The sequence below is a fragment of the Mycobacterium sp. Dal123C01 genome (assembly GCF_052566995.1).
This window is the reverse complement of the sequence record NZ_CP199580.1, coordinates 1,675,062-1,691,015: the sequence shown is the minus strand read 5'-3', so window position 1 is coordinate 1,691,015 and position 15,954 is coordinate 1,675,062. Positions and strand designations below refer to the sequence as shown.

Annotated in this window: 15 protein-coding genes; 2 read left to right on the top strand and 13 right to left on the bottom strand. The window is 66.4% G+C overall.

From position 1 onward, the window contains the following. Nucleotides 1-12 precede the first annotated feature (12 nt). On the bottom strand, nucleotides 13-1,530 hold the full coding sequence (gene glpK / locus ACTXG5_RS07945; RefSeq protein ID WP_445163158.1) for a glycerol kinase GlpK: 1,518 nt from the start codon (nucleotides 1,528-1,530) through the stop codon (nucleotides 13-15). Nucleotides 1,531-1,692: 162 nt separating this feature from the next. Here glpK and ACTXG5_RS07940 point away from each other — a divergent pair, with 162 nt between their 5' ends. Both ACTXG5_RS07940 and ACTXG5_RS07935 read left to right on the top strand, forming a co-directional pair. After that, complete coding sequence (locus ACTXG5_RS07940) at nucleotides 1,693-3,171, top strand: glutamate--cysteine ligase (RefSeq protein ID WP_445163157.1); 1,479 nt, start codon at nucleotides 1,693-1,695, stop codon at nucleotides 3,169-3,171. Between the two features lie 10 nt (nucleotides 3,172-3,181). After that, nucleotides 3,182-3,865: a class I SAM-dependent methyltransferase gene (locus ACTXG5_RS07935; RefSeq protein ID WP_445163156.1), complete on the top strand. Its 684-nt coding sequence runs from the start codon at nucleotides 3,182-3,184 to the stop codon at nucleotides 3,863-3,865. Nucleotide 3,866: 1 nt separating this feature from the next. Here the strand turns inward: ACTXG5_RS07935 and ACTXG5_RS07930 are convergent, their stop codons facing one another. From ACTXG5_RS07930 to ACTXG5_RS07875, 12 genes are all read right to left on the bottom strand, one after another. Beyond that, entirely contained in the window at nucleotides 3,867-4,439 is a 573-nt protein-coding gene (locus ACTXG5_RS07930; RefSeq protein ID WP_445163155.1) for a VOC family protein, read from the bottom strand. A gap of 11 nt (nucleotides 4,440-4,450) precedes the next feature. Beyond that, nucleotides 4,451-5,596: an ergothioneine biosynthesis PLP-dependent enzyme EgtE gene (gene egtE, locus ACTXG5_RS07925; protein WP_445163154.1), complete on the bottom strand. Its 1,146-nt coding sequence runs from the start codon at nucleotides 5,594-5,596 to the stop codon at nucleotides 4,451-4,453. Beyond that, nucleotides 5,593-6,558, bottom strand: coding sequence for an L-histidine N(alpha)-methyltransferase (gene egtD, locus ACTXG5_RS07920; RefSeq protein WP_445163153.1), 966 nt, complete (start codon nucleotides 6,556-6,558; stop codon nucleotides 5,593-5,595). The genes egtE and egtD overlap by 4 nt, the downstream gene beginning before the upstream one ends. Then, nucleotides 6,558-7,256: an ergothioneine biosynthesis protein EgtC gene (egtC, locus tag ACTXG5_RS07915; RefSeq protein ID WP_445163152.1), complete on the bottom strand. Its 699-nt coding sequence runs from the start codon at nucleotides 7,254-7,256 to the stop codon at nucleotides 6,558-6,560. The genes egtD and egtC overlap by 1 nt, the downstream gene beginning before the upstream one ends. Further along, on the bottom strand, nucleotides 7,256-8,566 hold the full coding sequence (egtB, locus tag ACTXG5_RS07910; RefSeq protein ID WP_445163151.1) for an ergothioneine biosynthesis protein EgtB: 1,311 nt from the start codon (nucleotides 8,564-8,566) through the stop codon (nucleotides 7,256-7,258). The genes egtC and egtB overlap by 1 nt, the downstream gene beginning before the upstream one ends. Continuing rightward, nucleotides 8,563-9,852: an ergothioneine biosynthesis glutamate--cysteine ligase EgtA gene (gene egtA, locus ACTXG5_RS07905; RefSeq protein WP_445163150.1), complete on the bottom strand. Its 1,290-nt coding sequence runs from the start codon at nucleotides 9,850-9,852 to the stop codon at nucleotides 8,563-8,565. Before egtA ends, egtB begins: the two co-directional genes overlap by 4 nt. A gap of 128 nt (nucleotides 9,853-9,980) precedes the next feature. Beyond that, nucleotides 9,981-10,628, bottom strand: coding sequence for a sensor domain-containing protein (locus ACTXG5_RS07900; protein ID WP_445164308.1), 648 nt, complete (start codon nucleotides 10,626-10,628; stop codon nucleotides 9,981-9,983). A 60-nt stretch (nucleotides 10,629-10,688) separates the two neighbouring features. Beyond that, a complete protein-coding gene (locus tag ACTXG5_RS07895) occupies nucleotides 10,689-12,140 on the bottom strand; it encodes a catalase (RefSeq protein WP_445163149.1) in 1,452 nt (483 codons plus the stop codon). Nucleotides 12,141-12,318: 178 nt separating this feature from the next. After that, a complete protein-coding gene (locus ACTXG5_RS07890; RefSeq protein WP_445163148.1) occupies nucleotides 12,319-12,690 on the bottom strand; it encodes a hypothetical protein in 372 nt (123 codons plus the stop codon). A 219-nt stretch (nucleotides 12,691-12,909) separates the two neighbouring features. Further along, nucleotides 12,910-13,296 (bottom strand): hypothetical protein, encoded by a 387-nt coding sequence (locus ACTXG5_RS07885; protein WP_445163147.1) that lies wholly within the window; start codon nucleotides 13,294-13,296, stop codon nucleotides 12,910-12,912. 121 nt (nucleotides 13,297-13,417) lie between these two features. Continuing rightward, nucleotides 13,418-14,674 carry a PPE family protein gene (locus tag ACTXG5_RS07880; RefSeq protein WP_445163146.1) on the bottom strand — a complete coding sequence of 419 codons (1,257 nt, stop codon included), beginning with the start codon at nucleotides 14,672-14,674 and terminating at the stop codon, nucleotides 13,418-13,420. Between the two features lie 125 nt (nucleotides 14,675-14,799). Then, nucleotides 14,800-15,951, bottom strand: coding sequence for a DUF4185 domain-containing protein (locus ACTXG5_RS07875; protein ID WP_445163145.1), 1,152 nt, complete (start codon nucleotides 15,949-15,951; stop codon nucleotides 14,800-14,802). Between the last annotated feature and the right edge of the window lie 3 nt (nucleotides 15,952-15,954).

Below are 15,954 nucleotides of genomic sequence, written 5' to 3'. Positions count from 1 at the left end.
GCGGCCATTTCGCTACGACACGTCGACCCAATCCAGCGTGCGCTGCACCGCCTTACGCCAACCCGCATATCCCTGCGCGCGCTGATCGTCGTCCCACGTCGGCGTCCACCGCTTGTCTTCTTGCCAGTTGGCCCGCAGATCGGAGGGATCGGCCCAGAACCCGACCGCCAACCCGGCCGCGTAGGCGACGCCCAGCGCGGTGGTCTCGGCGACCACCGGCCGCACCACTTCCACGCCCAGCACGTCGGCCTGAATCTGCATGCACAGCTCGTTCTGGGTGATACCGCCGTCGACTTTCAGCACCTCAAGGCGCACACCGGAATCCGCTTCCATGGCGTCCACCACATCGCGGCTCTGGTAGCAGATCGCCTCCAGCGTCGCGCGGGCCAGGTGTGCGTTGGTGTTATACCGCGACAGCCCGACGATCGCGCCACGCGCATCCGATCGCCAGTACGGGGCGAACAACCCGGAAAACGCGGGGACGAAATACACCCCGCCGTTGTCGGGAACCTCGCGGGCCAGCGACTCGCTTTGCGCGGCACCACTGATGATGCCCAGCTGATCGCGCAGCCACTGCACCGCCGAGCCGGTCACCGCGATCGAGCCCTCCAGCGCGTAGACGGGTTTGGCGTCCCCGAACTGGTAACAGACGGTGGTCAGCAGGCCGTTGTTGGACCGCACGATGGTCTCGCCGGTATTGAGCAGCAGGAAATTGCCGGTGCCGTAGGTGTTTTTCGCCTCCCCCGCGGACAGACACACCTGTCCGACCATCGCGGCGTGCTGGTCGCCCAGAACTCCGGTGATCGGCAGCTCGGCGCCTAAGGGCCCGTCTTTCAAGGTGACGCCGTAGGGCTGCTTCGGCGACGACGGCGCGATCGCCGGCAGCATCGCGCGCGGAATGGAAAAGAACGACAACAGCTCGTCATCCCAGTCCAGCGTTTCCAGGTCCATCAGCATGGTCCGGCTGGCATTGGTCACATCGGTGACATGCACCCCGCCCCGCGAACCGCCGGTCAGATTCCACAGCACCCAGGTATCCGGGGTTCCGAACAGAGCGTCACCGCTTTCGGCGGCCGCGCGAACGCCGTCGACGTTCTCCAAGATCCATTGCAGCTTCCCGCCGGAAAAATAGGTGGCTGGGGGCAGGCCCGCCTTCTGCCGGATCACGTCGCCGCGTCCGTCGCGGTCCAGCGCGGACGCGATCCGATCAGTGCGGGTGTCCTGCCAGACGATCGCGTTGTAATAGGGTCGTCCGGTGTGCCGATTCCACACCAGTGTGGTCTCGCGTTGATTCGTAATTCCCAGCGCTGCAATATCTTTCGTCGAAAACTTCGCGGTGTTCAGCACCGACATCAACACCGATGAGGTACGTTCCCAGATCTCGATCGGATTGTGCTCCACCCAGCCCGCCTGGGGCAGAATCTGCTCGTGCTCGAGCTGATGACGAGCCACCTCGGCGCCGTCGTGATCGAAAATCATGCATCGGGTGCTGGTGGTGCCCTGGTCGATAGCTGCGACGAACTCGGCCACCTGCGCTCCTTCGTCGTGAACTGTGACACGTCATGCCATCGTCCATGATGGTGTACCGACCCACCACCTCCGCAGCTAACCGACCCGATTCCGCTAGGACCGGGGGCACGATCAGTCGCGGCGCTCTTGCGTTACCGCCGGCAACCCTGTTGCATCGGCGATGTGGGCGAAGAGGTCAAGCGCACCGCGTATGACCGCGCACATCGGCGGGAGTACCGGCGCAAGGTGCAGCTTTGCCTTGACGTCTTCGAGACGATGCTTGCCCAGTCGCGCTTCGACTCCGACCGCCCGCTGACCGGCATGGAGATCGAATGCAACCTTGTCGACGCCGACTATCAGCCCGCGATGTCGAACAGGTACGTGCTGGATGCGATCGCAGATCCGGCGTATCAGAAGGAATTAGGCGCCTACAACATCGAATTCAACGTGCCACCCCGTCCGCTCCCCGGACATACCGGGCTGGATCTGGAGCAAGAAGTGCGGAGCAGCCTCAACGAGGCGCAGCTCAAGGCCGGCTCGGACGGAACCCGCATCGTGATGATCGGCATTCTGCCCACGCTGATGCCCGAGCATCTGCGCGAAGGCTGGATGAGCGAGTCCGCGCGATATGCGGCCCTCAACGACTCGATCTTCAACGCGCGCGGCGAGGATATCCCGATCCATATCTCCGGCCCGGAGCCGCTGAGCTGGGAGGCGGTGTCCATCGCTCCCGAATCCGCTTGCACCAGCACACAATTGCACTTGCAAGTAGCTCCGGACGACTTCGCTCCCAACTGGAATGCCGCGCAGGTGATGGCCGGCCCGCAGCTGGCGCTGGGAGCCAACTCGCCCTACTTCTTCGGCCATCAGCTGTGGTCGGAAACCCGTATCGAAGTGTTCACGCAATCCACCGACACCAGGCCCGAGGAGCTCAAGACCCAAGGTGTGCGGCCTCGGGTGTGGTTTGGCGAACGCTGGATCACCTCGATCCTCGATCTGTTCCAAGAGAACATCCGCTACTTTCCGTCCCTGCTGCCGGAGTTGTCCGAAGAGGATCCCGTCGCCGAGTTGGCCGCCGGACGCATTCCGCACCTTGCTGAACTACGCCTGCACAACGGCACCGTGTACCGCTGGAACCGGCCGGTGTACGACGTTGTCGACGGGCGCCCCCACCTGCGACTGGAAAATCGGGTGCTGCCGGCCGGGCCCACCGTGATCGACATGCTGGCCAACTCGGCGTTCTACTACGGCACGCTGCGCACCTTGTCCGAGGAATCCCAGCCGCTATGGACGAGGATGAGTTTCGCTGCGGCACATAACAATTTCCTCGAAGCAGCACGCCACGGCATGGACGCCCGGCTGCACTGGCCCGATCTGGGCGAAGTGACGGTGGCCGAGTTGGTGCTCGACACGTTGCTGCCAATAGCCCACGAAGGGCTGCGCCGATGGGGTGTCGACGCCGAGGTTCGCGATCGTTTCCTCGGCGTCATCGAGGGGCGCGCCAAGACCGGCCGCAACGGCGCGAGCTGGCAGGTGGCGACGGTCCGCGCCCTGCAGGACGACGGCATGACCCGACCCGCGGCACTCGCCGAAATGCTGCGCCGGTATTGCGACCACATGCAGGCCAACGAGCCGGTGCACACCTGGCCCTGCCGCGGGTAGCTTGGAAACCATGCCGCCAAACGAGGTCATGGACTGGGACAGCGCGTATCGGGAACAGGCCCACTTCGAGGGGCCGCCGCCGTGGAATATCGGTGAGCCGCAACCCGAGTTGGCCGCATTGGTAGCGGCAGGAAAGTTCCGCAGCGAGGTGTTGGACGCCGGTTGCGGAGTTGCCGAACTGTCGTTGGCGCTGGCCGCGCAGGACTACACCGTGGTGGGCATCGACCTCACGCCCACGGCTGTCGCCGCGGCAACCAAAGCGGCCAAAGAACGCGGCTTGAGCAGCGCCAGCTTTGTCCAGGCCGACATCACCTCGTTCACCGGCTACGACGGACGGTTCGCCACCGTGGTGGACAGCACGCTGTTTCATTCGCTTCCGGTCGAAGGCCGCGACGGCTACCTGCGCTCGGTGCACCAGGCGGCGGCCCCCGGCGCCAGTTTATTCGTGCTGGTGTTCGCCAAGGGAGCCTTCCCGGCCGAGATGGAGCAGAAGCCCAACGAGGTCGACGAGGACGGGCTGCGCGCCGCGGTGAGCAAGTACTGGGAGATCGACGAGATTCGGCCCGCCTATATCCACGCGAACATCCCGCATGCCCCCGGGACACCCTTCGAATCGTCGCCGAACGACCGCGACGACAAGGACCGGATGAAGCTTCCCGCCTACTTACTGACGGCGCACAAGGCCGGAGGCTAGGTCACGGCCCCATAATGGCCAGGCCCCAGTCCAGGTGGCCCTGCCATACACTCGCGATGCGCCCGCCCTGCACCGCGGGTTGAGGATCGCCGATTGGACCGCCAGCGGCACGGATCGCCGCGACGGTGGCGTCCAGGTCAGGGGACCACAGCGCAAGCCCGATCAGCGCCGGCTCGGCACCGGTGGCGACCACCTCGATGAAGCCTTCCCCGGCGCGGTAAAACGCCATCTCGGGCCCTTCCGGACCCCGCGGATGAAAGCGTCGGCGCGGCGGGGCGCCCAGCACCGCACTGAGAGCGGCGATGGCAGCGTCCAATTCGCCCACCGTGAACACCACGTGGTCGACATGGGTGACACCACAGGGGTGCACCGCTCCGGTGACCGGCGGGTGGACTACCGTCGGTACCCCGAGAACATCGGTCTGCACGTAGATGTCGTCGAATCCCCAGCCACGGTCGTCGGTCAGCGCGCAACGAACTCGCCCGATGCGGATAGTGCGGTCTTCGACAGCGAATCCCAGTGCTGTCCAGGCGTGTTCGTCGCCGGGTACGCCGAGCCAAGTCAAGGCGGCCATGCCGGTAGGGGTTACGTCGCAGTCGCCGCGGTCGCGGCGATCAGCGCTTCGGCGAAGACTTCCAGATCGTCAGCGGTGGTGTCGGCGTGCGGCGAGATCCGCAGGACCGGCGCGACCATCTCCAGCGGCGCCCGCTGCGCCCCGGCGAAGGTGGTCAGGATCCGCCGTTCGGCGAGCAGCCATTCCCGCACCGTTTGCGGGTCGGCCCCGTCGAGCGGCGCCAAAGTGGTGATCGCGCTGGGCTCTTCGGCCTCTTCGACCACCGCCCACCCCGGTACATCGGCCAGCGTCGTGCGGCTGATGCTGCCGAGCTCCGCCAGACGTGCGCGCACCGTCTCGGGCCCGAACGCCAGATACTCACCAAGCGCCACCGAAACACCAACTCGCGCCGCGATATTGGCTTCGCCGAATTCGAGCTGTTGGGCCACCGAGAACGACGCGGACCACTCCGGCGACGCCAACCGCGGATGTAGCCGCTCGGTCAGGTCAGTCCGAACGGCAAGGAAGCCCACGCCGCGCGGACCGGCGATCCACTTGCGCGACGACGAATACGTGACATCGGCGCCGACCGCGCAGTCGACCTGGCCCAGCGCCTGGGCGGCGTCGACGACCAGTGGCAACCCCAATTCGCGGCACAGTTGTGCGATCATCGAAATCGGTTGCACGACACCGCGATGGCTGGCCACCGGGGTCAAGTGGAGGAAATCGGGCGGGTCGGCCTGCAGGGTAAATGCCGCGTCATCGAGGGCCAGCCGGCCATCCTCGAGGGTCGGCAGCAGCTGATGGTCGAATCCGTGAGCGGCCATCACGGCAAGATTCGGGCCATATTCGCCCGGCAGACAGGCCAGTGTCCGGCGTTCGGAGGGCCAGCTGCCGAGCAGCAGATCCAGCGCGTTCAGCGAACCCGTGGTGTACACCACGTCGGCGTCGGTCATTCCGGTCAGCGCGGCGAATGCGGCACGCCCGGCGTCGAGCGTGGGCACCGCGGCCTGCGCTGCCACATATCCACCGACCTCGGCCTCGTGGCGGGCATGCTGCGCGGCGGCGTCGATGGCCGCGTAACTCTGGCGCGAACAGGCCGCACTGTCGAGGTGTAAACCGGCCACCGGCGGGCGGGCCTCCCGCCAACGGTCGGCCAGCGACCCGCTATCGCTCACTTGACTGCTAACGACAACCCGAAATCGCCTGCGGCGTCAGTCCACCACTGGGTGCGACGCAATCCCGCGCCGGCCAATTCGGCACTCACCCCGCCGGGGTGGAACTTGCTCGACACCTCGGTCAGCAGTTCCTCTCCGGCGGCGAACTCGACGGTCAGCTCGAGGGCACCGATCCGGACCCGCTGAGGCCGGTCGGTCCGCAGCCACATTTCGATACGTTCCTCGTCGGCGTTCCAGCGGGCCACATGCTGGTAGGAATCAACGTCGAAATCAGCGTCGAGTTCCCGGTTGACGACGGCGAGAACATTGAGATTGAACCGGGCCGTCACGCCGGCGGCGTCGTCGTAGGCGCGCAGTAGCCGACCGGTGTCCTTGACCAAGTCGGTGCCCAGCAGCAGGCTGTCACCGGGCCGCATCACGTCGGCGAGGGCCTTGAGAAACTCGGCACGCGGTCCGGGTGTGAGGTTGCCGATCGTCGACCCGAGGAACACGAACAGGCGCCGACCGCCGCTGGGAATTTCGCCGAGGTGTTCCTCGAAATCGCCGCAGACAGCCTTGATCTCGATACCGGGGTACTCCTGCGCAATGGCGGCCGCCGCGGTCGACAGGATACCGGCGTCGACGTCGAAGGGGACAAACCGGTCCAGCGAGCCGCGACTATGCAGCGCGTCCAGCAGCAGACGGGTCTTCTCCGAAGTCCCGCTGCCCAGTTCGACCAGGGTGTCGGCCTGGCTGGCGGAGGCGATTTCGGCGGACCGGGCGCGCAGGATCTCCGCCTCGGCCCGCGTCGGGTAGTACTCCGGCAACCGGGTGATCTGGTCGAAGAGTTCACTGCCCACGGAATCGTAAAACCACTTGGGCGGCAGGGTTTTCGGTGTCCTCTGCAAACCGTCGAACACATCACGGCGCAACGCGTGGTACGCCGAGTCGGCGGCGAGATGGTTGGACAGCGACAGTGTCATCAAGATCCTTTCGGCTCGACCAGCGGGGTTATCGTTACGCCTTGCGCGGTGACTTCGACAAGGTGACGGTCGGGCACTTCCTCCCACGCGAAGTCGTCGTCATAGGGCTCACTGGCCAGCACCACACCGTCATCGCGGCGCAGGATGGACAAGGTGTCGCCCCACGCGGTGGCCAGCATGCGAGACCCATTGGCGGCCAACACGTTAAGCCGCGCGCTTGGGTCGAGCGACCCGATCTGCGCGATAGTCTCGCCGAGCACATCAAGCCCGAGCGCGAAGACGGTGGCCGCCAACATAGCACTGTCACAGACAGATTCAACCGTTGACGTCAATGGCAGCACAGTCCGATCGACGACGCCGTTGTGCGACAGCAGCCAATGCCCGTCGGTGAACGGCGCGGTCGCGCTGATTTCGATCGGCATGCCGACGGTCGCCGAGCGCACCGCGGCCACCACGCAGCGGCTGCGCAGCGCGGGCGCGACCGATTCGAACGACGTGTCGCCCCACAACGGCGCCGCGCTGCGCCAGCGCCGCGGCACGTCGCTATCGAAAAACCCGACACCCCAACCGTCGGCGTTCATCAGGCCGTGCTTCTGGCGGCGCGGAGCGTATGACTGCACGCGAAGGCCGGAGGGTGGATCCAGCATCAGCGAGGCGACGCTGACGTCGGATCCAAGCCAGCCGAGGTGACGGCACATCAGGCGGAGTCCTCATCGTCGGGGACGTCCCAGGCCAGGCGGACACCGCAGAAGATCTGTCGACGGATTGGGTGGTCCCAGTTGCGGAAACTCGGCCGCAGGATGGCCGATTCCACCGCCCAGGACCCGCCGCGCAGTACCCGGTAGTCGCCGTCGAAAAATGGCTGCGAGTAGCGCTCGTAGATCATCGGCACGAAACCGGGCCACGGCCGCAGCGGCGAGGTGGTCCACTCCCAGACGTCGCCCAGCAGCTGCTCGACGCCGTAAGCCGACGCGCCGGCCGGGTAGGCGCCGACGGGTGCCGGACGCAGTGCCGCGCCGCCCAGGTTCGCCACGTCGCTCGAGGGATCTTGCGCTCCCCACGGGTAGCGGCGCCGGGTGTTGGTCCCCGGGTCCCAGGTGCAGGCCTTCTCCCATTCCATTTCGGTGGGCAGCCGCGCGCCGGCCCAAGCGGCGTACGCCTCGGCCTCGAAGTAGGTGACATGCTGCACCGGCTCGTCGGCCGGAATGTCTTCGATGTAGCCGAAGCGGGTGCGCGTGCGCCCGTCGGGACCCCAGAATTGCGGCGCCGCAAGGCCCGCACTCTGGCGGTGCTCCCAGCCGCGCGCGGACCACCAGCGCGGCTCGTGGTAGCCGCCGTCGGCGATGAACTGTTGCCATTCGCCGTTGGTGACCGGGACCCGGCCGATCCGGAACGCCGGCAAGTCGACGATGTGGGCGGGGCGCTCGTTGTCCAACGAGAACGGTTCGCTCGTGGCGTCCACGCCCAGCACGAACGGTCCGGCGGGCACCAGCACCGAGGTTCCGGCCAGACCCGGCCGGCCGGCGGGCAAGCTGCCGGGATCACGCAGCAGCGCGGCGCCGGTGCGCAGGTTCAGGGCCTGCAGCATGGTTTCGTTGTGCTGGTTTTCGTGGCTGACCACCAGCCCGTAGACGAAAGCGGCACGGTCTCCGGTGGGATCTTCGGGCAATGCGTCCAGCGCATCCAATGCAGCGGAACGTACCGTGCGGCAATATGTTCGGGCCTGCTCGGGGGACAGCAGCGGCAAATCGACGCGGCTGGCCCGGGAGTGTTCGAACGCGTCGTAAAGACCTTCGATCGACGGATCCAGCATTCCTGGGCGATTCGGGTCACCGCCGCGCAGCAGCCACAGCTCTTCCTGCTGACCAATGTGCGCGAGGTCCCACACCAGCGGACTCATCAACGGGTCGTACTGACGACGGAGTTCGGCGTCATCGAAGTCGACCAGCCGCAGCGTGCGCGTGCGCGCCCGCTCCAGATCGCCGGCAATCCGTTCCCGCGGAGTCACAGGCCCCCTTGCGCCAACTCCGACACCGTAGCCGCGATGCCGTAGTCGATTACCTGATCGGAAAAGTCGTCGCCGGGACATCGGCCCCGTTCGACACTGCGGATCAGCCGCTCCATCGCGTCGGTGAGTTCGGGCGGCGACTTCTCGGCCGCAATCGCCACGCAGGATTTCGCGGCCTCGTGCAAGCGCCGGTCACTGAGACCGAGCCGGGCGGCGTTGTCCCATGCGGTGGCCACCGGCTCGACGGCCGCCGCGGCGGCGTCGGCGGCGACCGGGTCGTCGAGCAAGGCGACCATCATGAACGCGATAGCCGGCCAGTACTCATCCGGTGCGCTGTCGAGGTAGCGGATTTCCAGCCATTGCCTGGGGCGTACCGGCGGGAACAGCGTGGTCAGGTGATAGTCGAGATCGGCGAGGGTGGGACGGCGGTCGCATAACAGCGCCGAGCCGTCGGCCCAATCGGCGAAGGACACGTAATGGGTGAGCGCGACGGCCTCGGGGTTGTGCACCATCATCACCGGCGCCTTGAGCGCGTAGCGCGCCCACTCGATGCCGGGGTCGTCGTCGCTGGCCCCCAGGATCGGTCCGCAGCGCGCCGAGTCCATCTGGCCCCACACCCACTGTCGGGTGGACACCCAACCGGAGAATTCGCCGCCCAGCATCGGGGAATTGGCCGTGATCGCAATCATCGTGGGCCCCAGCGCGTGAGCCAGCCGGACCCGGGCCGCCCATCCGGCCTGCGGCCCCGCATCCACGTTGACCTGAATCGAGGCGGTCGACGTCATCATCGCCGCACCCGCCTCGTCGCAGTGGCTGGCGGCGAAGAACTCTTCCATCGCGCAATAGCGCGCGCCCGGGTTGACACGCTTGGGTGCCCGCAGCGGGTCGGCGCCGAGGAAGACCAATCCCAGCCCGGCGTTGGCGAAGGCCTTTCGCAGCACGCCCTGGTCGTTGTTCATCGCGCCGATGGCCGCAACCGCGCCGTCCTCGGGCGGGCCGGAGAGCTCAACGGCGCCTCCGGGCTCCACGGTGACCGCACTGCCGCCGGGCAGTGGGGGCAGCTGGTCGAGGACCTCGGTGATTTCGTCCCAGCTAGGCCGGCGATACGGGTCAACCGGGTCGAAGCAGTGCGCCTCCATCTCCAGGCCGACGCGCCCGAGCGGACCATCGATCAAACAGCCATCGGCGATGTACTGGGCGGCTTCCTCGGTACTGGTCACCTCGGAGTCGGCCGGGCGCGCGGCGTCTAGCTGCGAGGCCGCGGCGGTGATGGCGGCGAGCGTCATATCACGATCCCTCCGGGCCCGACCTCGCGTCGCCGAGCGCCATATTGGGCAGCTATCCGAACGATAGCCGCCGTCCCTTCATCTTCCAGATCGCCCCGACATATTCCCGTTTCCGCAGGTTTTCACCGCTACTGTCCCAGCGCGTTTTGCATCGCCCCGGCCAGCACATTGACCGCGGGTCCCGCGTTGCCAGACTGACAAACCTTCGCCTGCAGCAACACGTTTTCGCGCAACCGGGTTTGATTGAAGCAGCGGCGATCGGTGCCCGCTTCTTGCTTGGTCCAGTTCGCGTCGGTCGCCGTGGCCGGGGCGCCAGCAAACGACCACACCTGCGTTTGCCCGTTGTCCAAGTGCATCGCGGTGGTCTGACCCGAGCAGCCCGCGGTTCGATCCACCACTCGGTGGAAAGCACGGCCCGCGGCGTCGCCGGTGGCGAATACGCCGACCGCCTGCTTGACGAGATGGGTCTGGTCGTTGGCCGATGTCTGCGCGGTGGCCCCGTTGAAGGACGCCAGGTCGGGATCGTTGTACACCTCGGGCAGCCCGATGTCCGCCCAGTTGTTGCAGTCGGGAAGGTCGACGAAGAAGCCCTGGAACGGTTCGGTGAACACCGATTCCCACCCCATGGGCCCGCCGACGATATTGCCGACCGATCCTTTGCCGAGGACCGCGTAGGACACCACGCCGGGTTCCGAGGGATGGGCGGCTGCGATGGGTGCACCTGACACCACCCCCAGGCCCAGACCGACGCTTACCGCCGCAGCGGAGATTCGCATCATGGATCTCGATCATGCCAGGGCGACCGGCTACCGCGAACTTACCGGCTCAAGTCGGCTTTACTGACCCAGGTTGGCGCGAACACCCTCCTCGACGTTCTTGCCGAGGTCGGGGTCGACGTTGCGCCAGTACTCGAAGACCCGTGACAACACCGGCTCTTTGACGCCCTGGGAGACGTGTCCAACGATGTTGTGGGCCAGGCGTTCCCGGGCCGCGTCGTCGAGAACCTCACGGACCATGGTGCCCGCCTGGCCCCAGTCGTCGTCCTCGGCGTGCAGCGTGTAGGCCGCGCGGATCATCTGACCGTCGGCATGCCAGTGCACCTCGGCGGCGCGCGCCGGGTCGGCCTGCGGACCTCCGTAGGAGTTGGGCGCGTACACCGGATCCGACGCGTTCTTCATCCGCATCGCCCCGTCTTTGGAGTAGCTGTTCACCTCCACCTGCGGCGTGTTGACGGGGATCTGCCGGTAGTTGGTTCCCAGCCGCGCCCGGTGCGCGTCGGCATAGGAGAAGCCGCGCGCGAGCAGCATCTTGTCCGGGCTCAGCCCGGTGCCCGGCACGGTGTTGTTCGGCTCGAAGGCGGCTTGTTCGATCTCGGTGTGGTAATCGGTGACGTTGCGGTCCAACGTCATCTTGCCGACGTCGATCAACGGATAGTCGCTGTGCGGCCAGACTTTGGTCAGATCGAATGGGTTGAACCGGTAGGTCTTGGCCTCCTCGAACGGCATGATCTGCATCTTGAGCGTCCAGCTCGGGTGATCGCCGGCCTCAACCGCCTCGTAGAGGTCGCGCTGGTGGTAATCGCCGTCCTCGCCGGCCAACCGGTCGGCGTCCTCCTGGGTCAGGAAGTCGACGCCCTGATCGGTGATGAAGTGATACTTCACCCAGAAGATCTCGTCGGCGGCGTTGATCCAGCTGTAGGTGTGGCTGCTATAGCCGTTCATCTGCCGCCAACTCTTGGGGATGCCACGGTCCCCCATCAGCCAAGTCACCTGATGCGCGGATCCGGGAACCAGGCTCCAGAAGTCCCACTGCATATTGTGGTCACGCAAATTCGTTGCGGCCATGCGCTTTTGGGACCGGATGAAGTGCTGGAACTTCAGCGGGTCGCGCATGAAGAAGACGGGCGTGTTGTTGCCGACCATGTCGAAGTTGCCCTCGGTCGTGTAGAACTTCAGCGCGAAGCCGCGCGGATCGCGCCAGGTGTCTGGGCTGCCGCGCTCACCGGCCACGGTGGAAAACCTGGCCAGCATCTCGGTCTTGGTCCCGGGCTGGAAGACCGCAGCGCGGGTGTACTTGCTGACGTCGTGGGTCACTTCGAAATGGCCGAAGGCGCCACCCCCCTTGGCATGCGGTTGCCGTTCCGGGATGCGTTCCCGGTTGAACTGCGCCATCTGCTCGATCAGGTAGTGGTCCTGGAGCAGGATCGGACCGTCGGGACCGATCGTCAGCGACTGTTCGTCGCTGGGCGCGGCGATGCCGGCATCCGTCGTGGTGAAGCGCTGCGTCATCTTGCCATCTCCTCGTTAACTGGGCTGAATTGATCCGAGGGCAGTGCGACGTGTACCCACCCAATGCGAAGCCGAATCGGCGTCAAGCACTTTCAGTCGCACACCAAACGGCCCGGCACCCCACGTAGGGGCGCCGGGCCGTTGGTCGTGCGGCACGTTTGCCGGCGTGCTTTAGCTGCTAGGGACGCGGACCCGGGCCGGGACCGAAGGGACCGCCGGGGTAGGAAGGCGCCATACCGGGGCCACCCGGTCCGCCGTACTGCCACGGTCCTGGGCCTCCTGGGCCTCCTGGACCGCCGGGGCCGGGGCCGGGGCCGCCGGGGCCGCCGGGGCCGTACATCATGCCGTGATGATGGTGGCAATGGTGGTGGTGATATCCGAAGATCATGGCGCCGGAGAAGAAGACGACCGACACGATGAAAACGATCCCGGCAACGATCACCACCCACGCGGCGGCCGCATAGAGCTTGGGCGGCTTGACCCGGGCCGGCGGCGGCGGAGCCGTGTCGACGTGCGTCGGCTGTACTGCGGGTTCAGGTGTTTCACTCATGCCTTGAATACTGCCCCTGAATGCAACTGCTGCAACAGATTCCATCAACAAAGTTGCTGTGAATTCATCCAAATGCGATCTAAGCGCCGGTATCGCTGAACCACTCGTAGCCCGGCGCTCTGGTGAGCGCCGGGCTACTGCGTGTTGATTTACGTGGCCCCCCGGGGTCCTCCTATTACCCCGTGACCATCTGAATGGTTGCGGTCTCTCGCCTCGCGCCTACGGCGTGCGGGACGGAGCGACCGATGACGGAATCTGGCTGGGTCCCGGGGCGCCAGGAGCCACGGACGCACCCGGCTGGGTCGCGCCAGGCGGCGGGCCCCATTGACCGCCGGGACCACCCGGACCACCGAAGCGGTGCGGGTGCACCATCGCGTGATGCTTGTGGTGGTGGCCGTGGTGGCCGTGGTGGCCGCCGGACTTGCCGAGCATGAACCCGGTGAAGAAGATGACCGCGATGATGAACACGGTCCCGGCGAAGATGGCGACCCAAGCGGCCAATTGGAAGACCTTGGGGGCCCGGTATGACGCCAGTTCTGTTGCTACCGGCGCCGGCGCAGTTGCGGTCGAGGACCGCACAGTGGGGGTTTCAGATGTTTCACTCATGAGACACATGATGCGGGGGTAAACAATAGTTACGGCTATGCGCTACTTATGTAGCAGCTGTGAGCCGAAAACCCCTGCTCACCTGGTGAACCGTCGCGACAGATGGCGATCTAGCGCAGTCTCACCCGGCCACCGCCGCGACGTCGGCGGGGACGCCAGCCCCGGATGCGGTACGAGCCCACTCGAGCAGCCCGTCCACATCGAGCTGAGGCTGGATCCCCGCCGTTCCCGCCAGGCCCGGTGAACTGCTGGCGGCTGCCGCCGCCAAACCGCCAGAGGTGCCGGGAACGATGGGCGTCACCGGGGTGATGGTGACGGTGACGGTGCCGCTGACGTTGGTGATCGTCGCACCCGCCGGGCCCACGAGGGCGGTGACCGGGTTTGCCGATTGGCTTAGCACCGCGAAAAAGCCGTCGATGGTCGACGGGCCGCTGATGAGGTTGACGGTGATGTTGCCGGCTGGACCGGGGGTCAGGATGAGGGGGCTTGCGCCGGCGGTCACCGTAGTTTGCGCCGGGATCAGGGTGGTGCCCTCGAAGGTTTGAGTCGTGGTGAACACGGTGCTGCCGGGACTGAGGGTCACGAAGCCCGCCGAGCTGCCGACGCGGACGCCAGCGTCCATGGTGACGGAGCCGCCGTTGAGGATGAGGGCGGAATTGGGTCCCAGTGTGACGGTGCTGCCGGCCGGGGCGGTGACCGTCTGTCCGGGCGCGACAGGTTCGACGATGGGTGTGTTGGCAGTAGGCGCCGTGGTGTGGGCCGACGCGAGCTGCATCACCGATTGGGTACGAGCGCTGGTGGTGTTGCCGGCGGCCTGGGCGACCGCGCGGGCCTGATCGGCGTCGCCTGCGGAGTTGGTGGTCGGCGACGGTTCGCTGAACGACGTCAGGGTGCTCGCGCTCAGGGAGTCCGCGGCGTAGCCATACATCGCGGTGGAGTCCTGCACCCACATCTGCATGTATTGGGCTTCGGTGGCCGCGATTGCGGCGGTGTTCTGTCCGAAGAAGTTGGTCGATATCAGGGCCATCAACAGTGCCCGGTTGGCCGCGATCATCGGCGGCGGCACGGTCATCGCAAACGCGGCCTCATACGCTACGGCCGCGCCGTACGCCTGGGCAGCGGTCTGCCCGGCCGCAGCAGCGCTGGCGTGCAGCCACGCCACATAAGGTGCAGCCGCGGCCGCCATCCTCGTCGACGACGGACCCCACCATGTCTGAGCCGTGAGCCCCGAGACCTCCGACGAATAGCCACTGGCCGCGAACTCCAACTCGGCAGCCACCGTGTCCCAACCCGCCGCGGCCGCCAGCAACGGCCCCGATCCTGGGCCCGAATACATCAGTGCGGAGTTGACCTCAGGCGGCAACAACCCAAAATCCATGACTCTCCCCGATTCTGGGTCAACGGTGGGCCAGCGGGCCACACCATGTTTGCTGACTGTAGCAAACTAAACGTTCGCCAGAATGCCTTTCGGCACGGCGTGCGCCCGCGGTCGGTTGCCCGGCTTTAAGCGTCGGGCTTGAACGGGTTGACGGCGAACTGAATCACTCGATAGGGCGCGGACACCCGGGCGCGGGTGTCCCACTGGCTGACGAAAATCCGCAGCTCGTCGAGCGTAGAGCCGGGTGAGATGTAGCCGCCGTACGGTTGTGCGAGCCGGTTGTCGGTCGGAGGCGGCAGGCTCTCCGCCGGCTCGGGCCACTCGTCGTGCTGCACCACGGTGGTCACTGGCGCCTCTCCCAAAAGCGTTGGGTCACTGGCCACCCGGACCTCCATGTTGCCGTTGCTGGCGTTGAAATAGGACAGCACCGCCTCGCCGTCGATTTGCCGCACACCCAACTCCCCCACCTGATCGGGCCACAACGGCGTTGGTGGTTTGCCCCAGCCGCCGCCGGGCCCGACCGCCCAGCCCTGCCACCGCGACCGGTCGGTAAAGTTCTGCGGCGCAACCCGATACAGCACCACCGGCTGACTGCGAGTGAAGCTGTTGGCCACGATGTACACCCAACCGCTCGGCGAATCGGCGGTCGGGATCGGGTCGTAGTAGCCGCTGATCTGCGTCTGCGAGCCACCCTGATAGGAGGCATCGCGCTTCGACCCCGGAACGGTCTGCCACCCCGCATGCGCCGCTTCGGCGCTCACCAGCCGCGAGCTCTGCGGCTTCAGGTCTTTCGTCGTCGTCACCATCAGGTAGTTGCGCCGGTTGATCTGCACCACCCCGGCCGGCAGTTGCGAGTCTCCCGAGGGCGCGGGATCGGCCAGCAGCGGTTTGCTGATCCCGGTGACGCCGGTGTAGCGCACCCCGGCGGGATCATCGACCGACGCGGTATCGACGTGCAACGCGACCGGCGAGTACCAGCCGCCGAAACCGACGCCCTGGCCGGCGAAGCTATCGCCGCAGACCTGTAACAGTTCGGTGGGGAACTCCAGGAATTCGCAGAGATCAGTGGCGCCGATACCGTAATCCCCTGTAGGAGTGCCAGTTCCGGCCGTAGGACCGATTCGCAACACCTGACCCGGTGCCAGCGGCTGCACGATGGGCTGCGGGGCTGGCGCGGGCGGATCGGCGCGAGCAACCCAGACAGATTGTGAGACAACCAAACACACTGCCGACGCGACCAGATACCGCGTACCGAGCCGAGTGTCGGCGGGCCTCACCCT

Coding starts and splice junctions, on each gene's coding strand:
- ACTXG5_RS07935 (WP_445163156.1), top strand. CDS start 3,182: ATGCCGCCAAACGAGGTCATGGACTGGGACAGCGCGTATCGGGAACAG.
- ACTXG5_RS07930 (WP_445163155.1), bottom strand. CDS start 4,439: ATGGCCGCCTTGACTTGGCTCGGCGTACCCGGCGACGAACACGCCTGG.
- egtD (WP_445163153.1), bottom strand. CDS start 6,558: ATGACACTGTCGCTGTCCAACCATCTCGCCGCCGACTCGGCGTACCAC.
- egtC (WP_445163152.1), bottom strand. CDS start 7,256: ATGTGCCGTCACCTCGGCTGGCTTGGATCCGACGTCAGCGTCGCCTCG.
- egtA (WP_445163150.1), bottom strand. CDS start 9,852: ATGACGCTCGCCGCCATCACCGCCGCGGCCTCGCAGCTAGACGCCGCG.
- ACTXG5_RS07900 (WP_445164308.1), bottom strand. CDS start 10,628: ATGCGAATCTCCGCTGCGGCGGTAAGCGTCGGTCTGGGCCTGGGGGTG.
- ACTXG5_RS07895 (WP_445163149.1), bottom strand. CDS start 12,140: ATGACGCAGCGCTTCACCACGACGGATGCCGGCATCGCCGCGCCCAGC.
- ACTXG5_RS07890 (WP_445163148.1), bottom strand. CDS start 12,690: ATGAGTGAAACACCTGAACCCGCAGTACAGCCGACGCACGTCGACACG.
- ACTXG5_RS07885 (WP_445163147.1), bottom strand. CDS start 13,296: ATGAGTGAAACATCTGAAACCCCCACTGTGCGGTCCTCGACCGCAACT.
- ACTXG5_RS07880 (WP_445163146.1), bottom strand. CDS start 14,674: ATGGATTTTGGGTTGTTGCCGCCTGAGGTCAACTCCGCACTGATGTAT.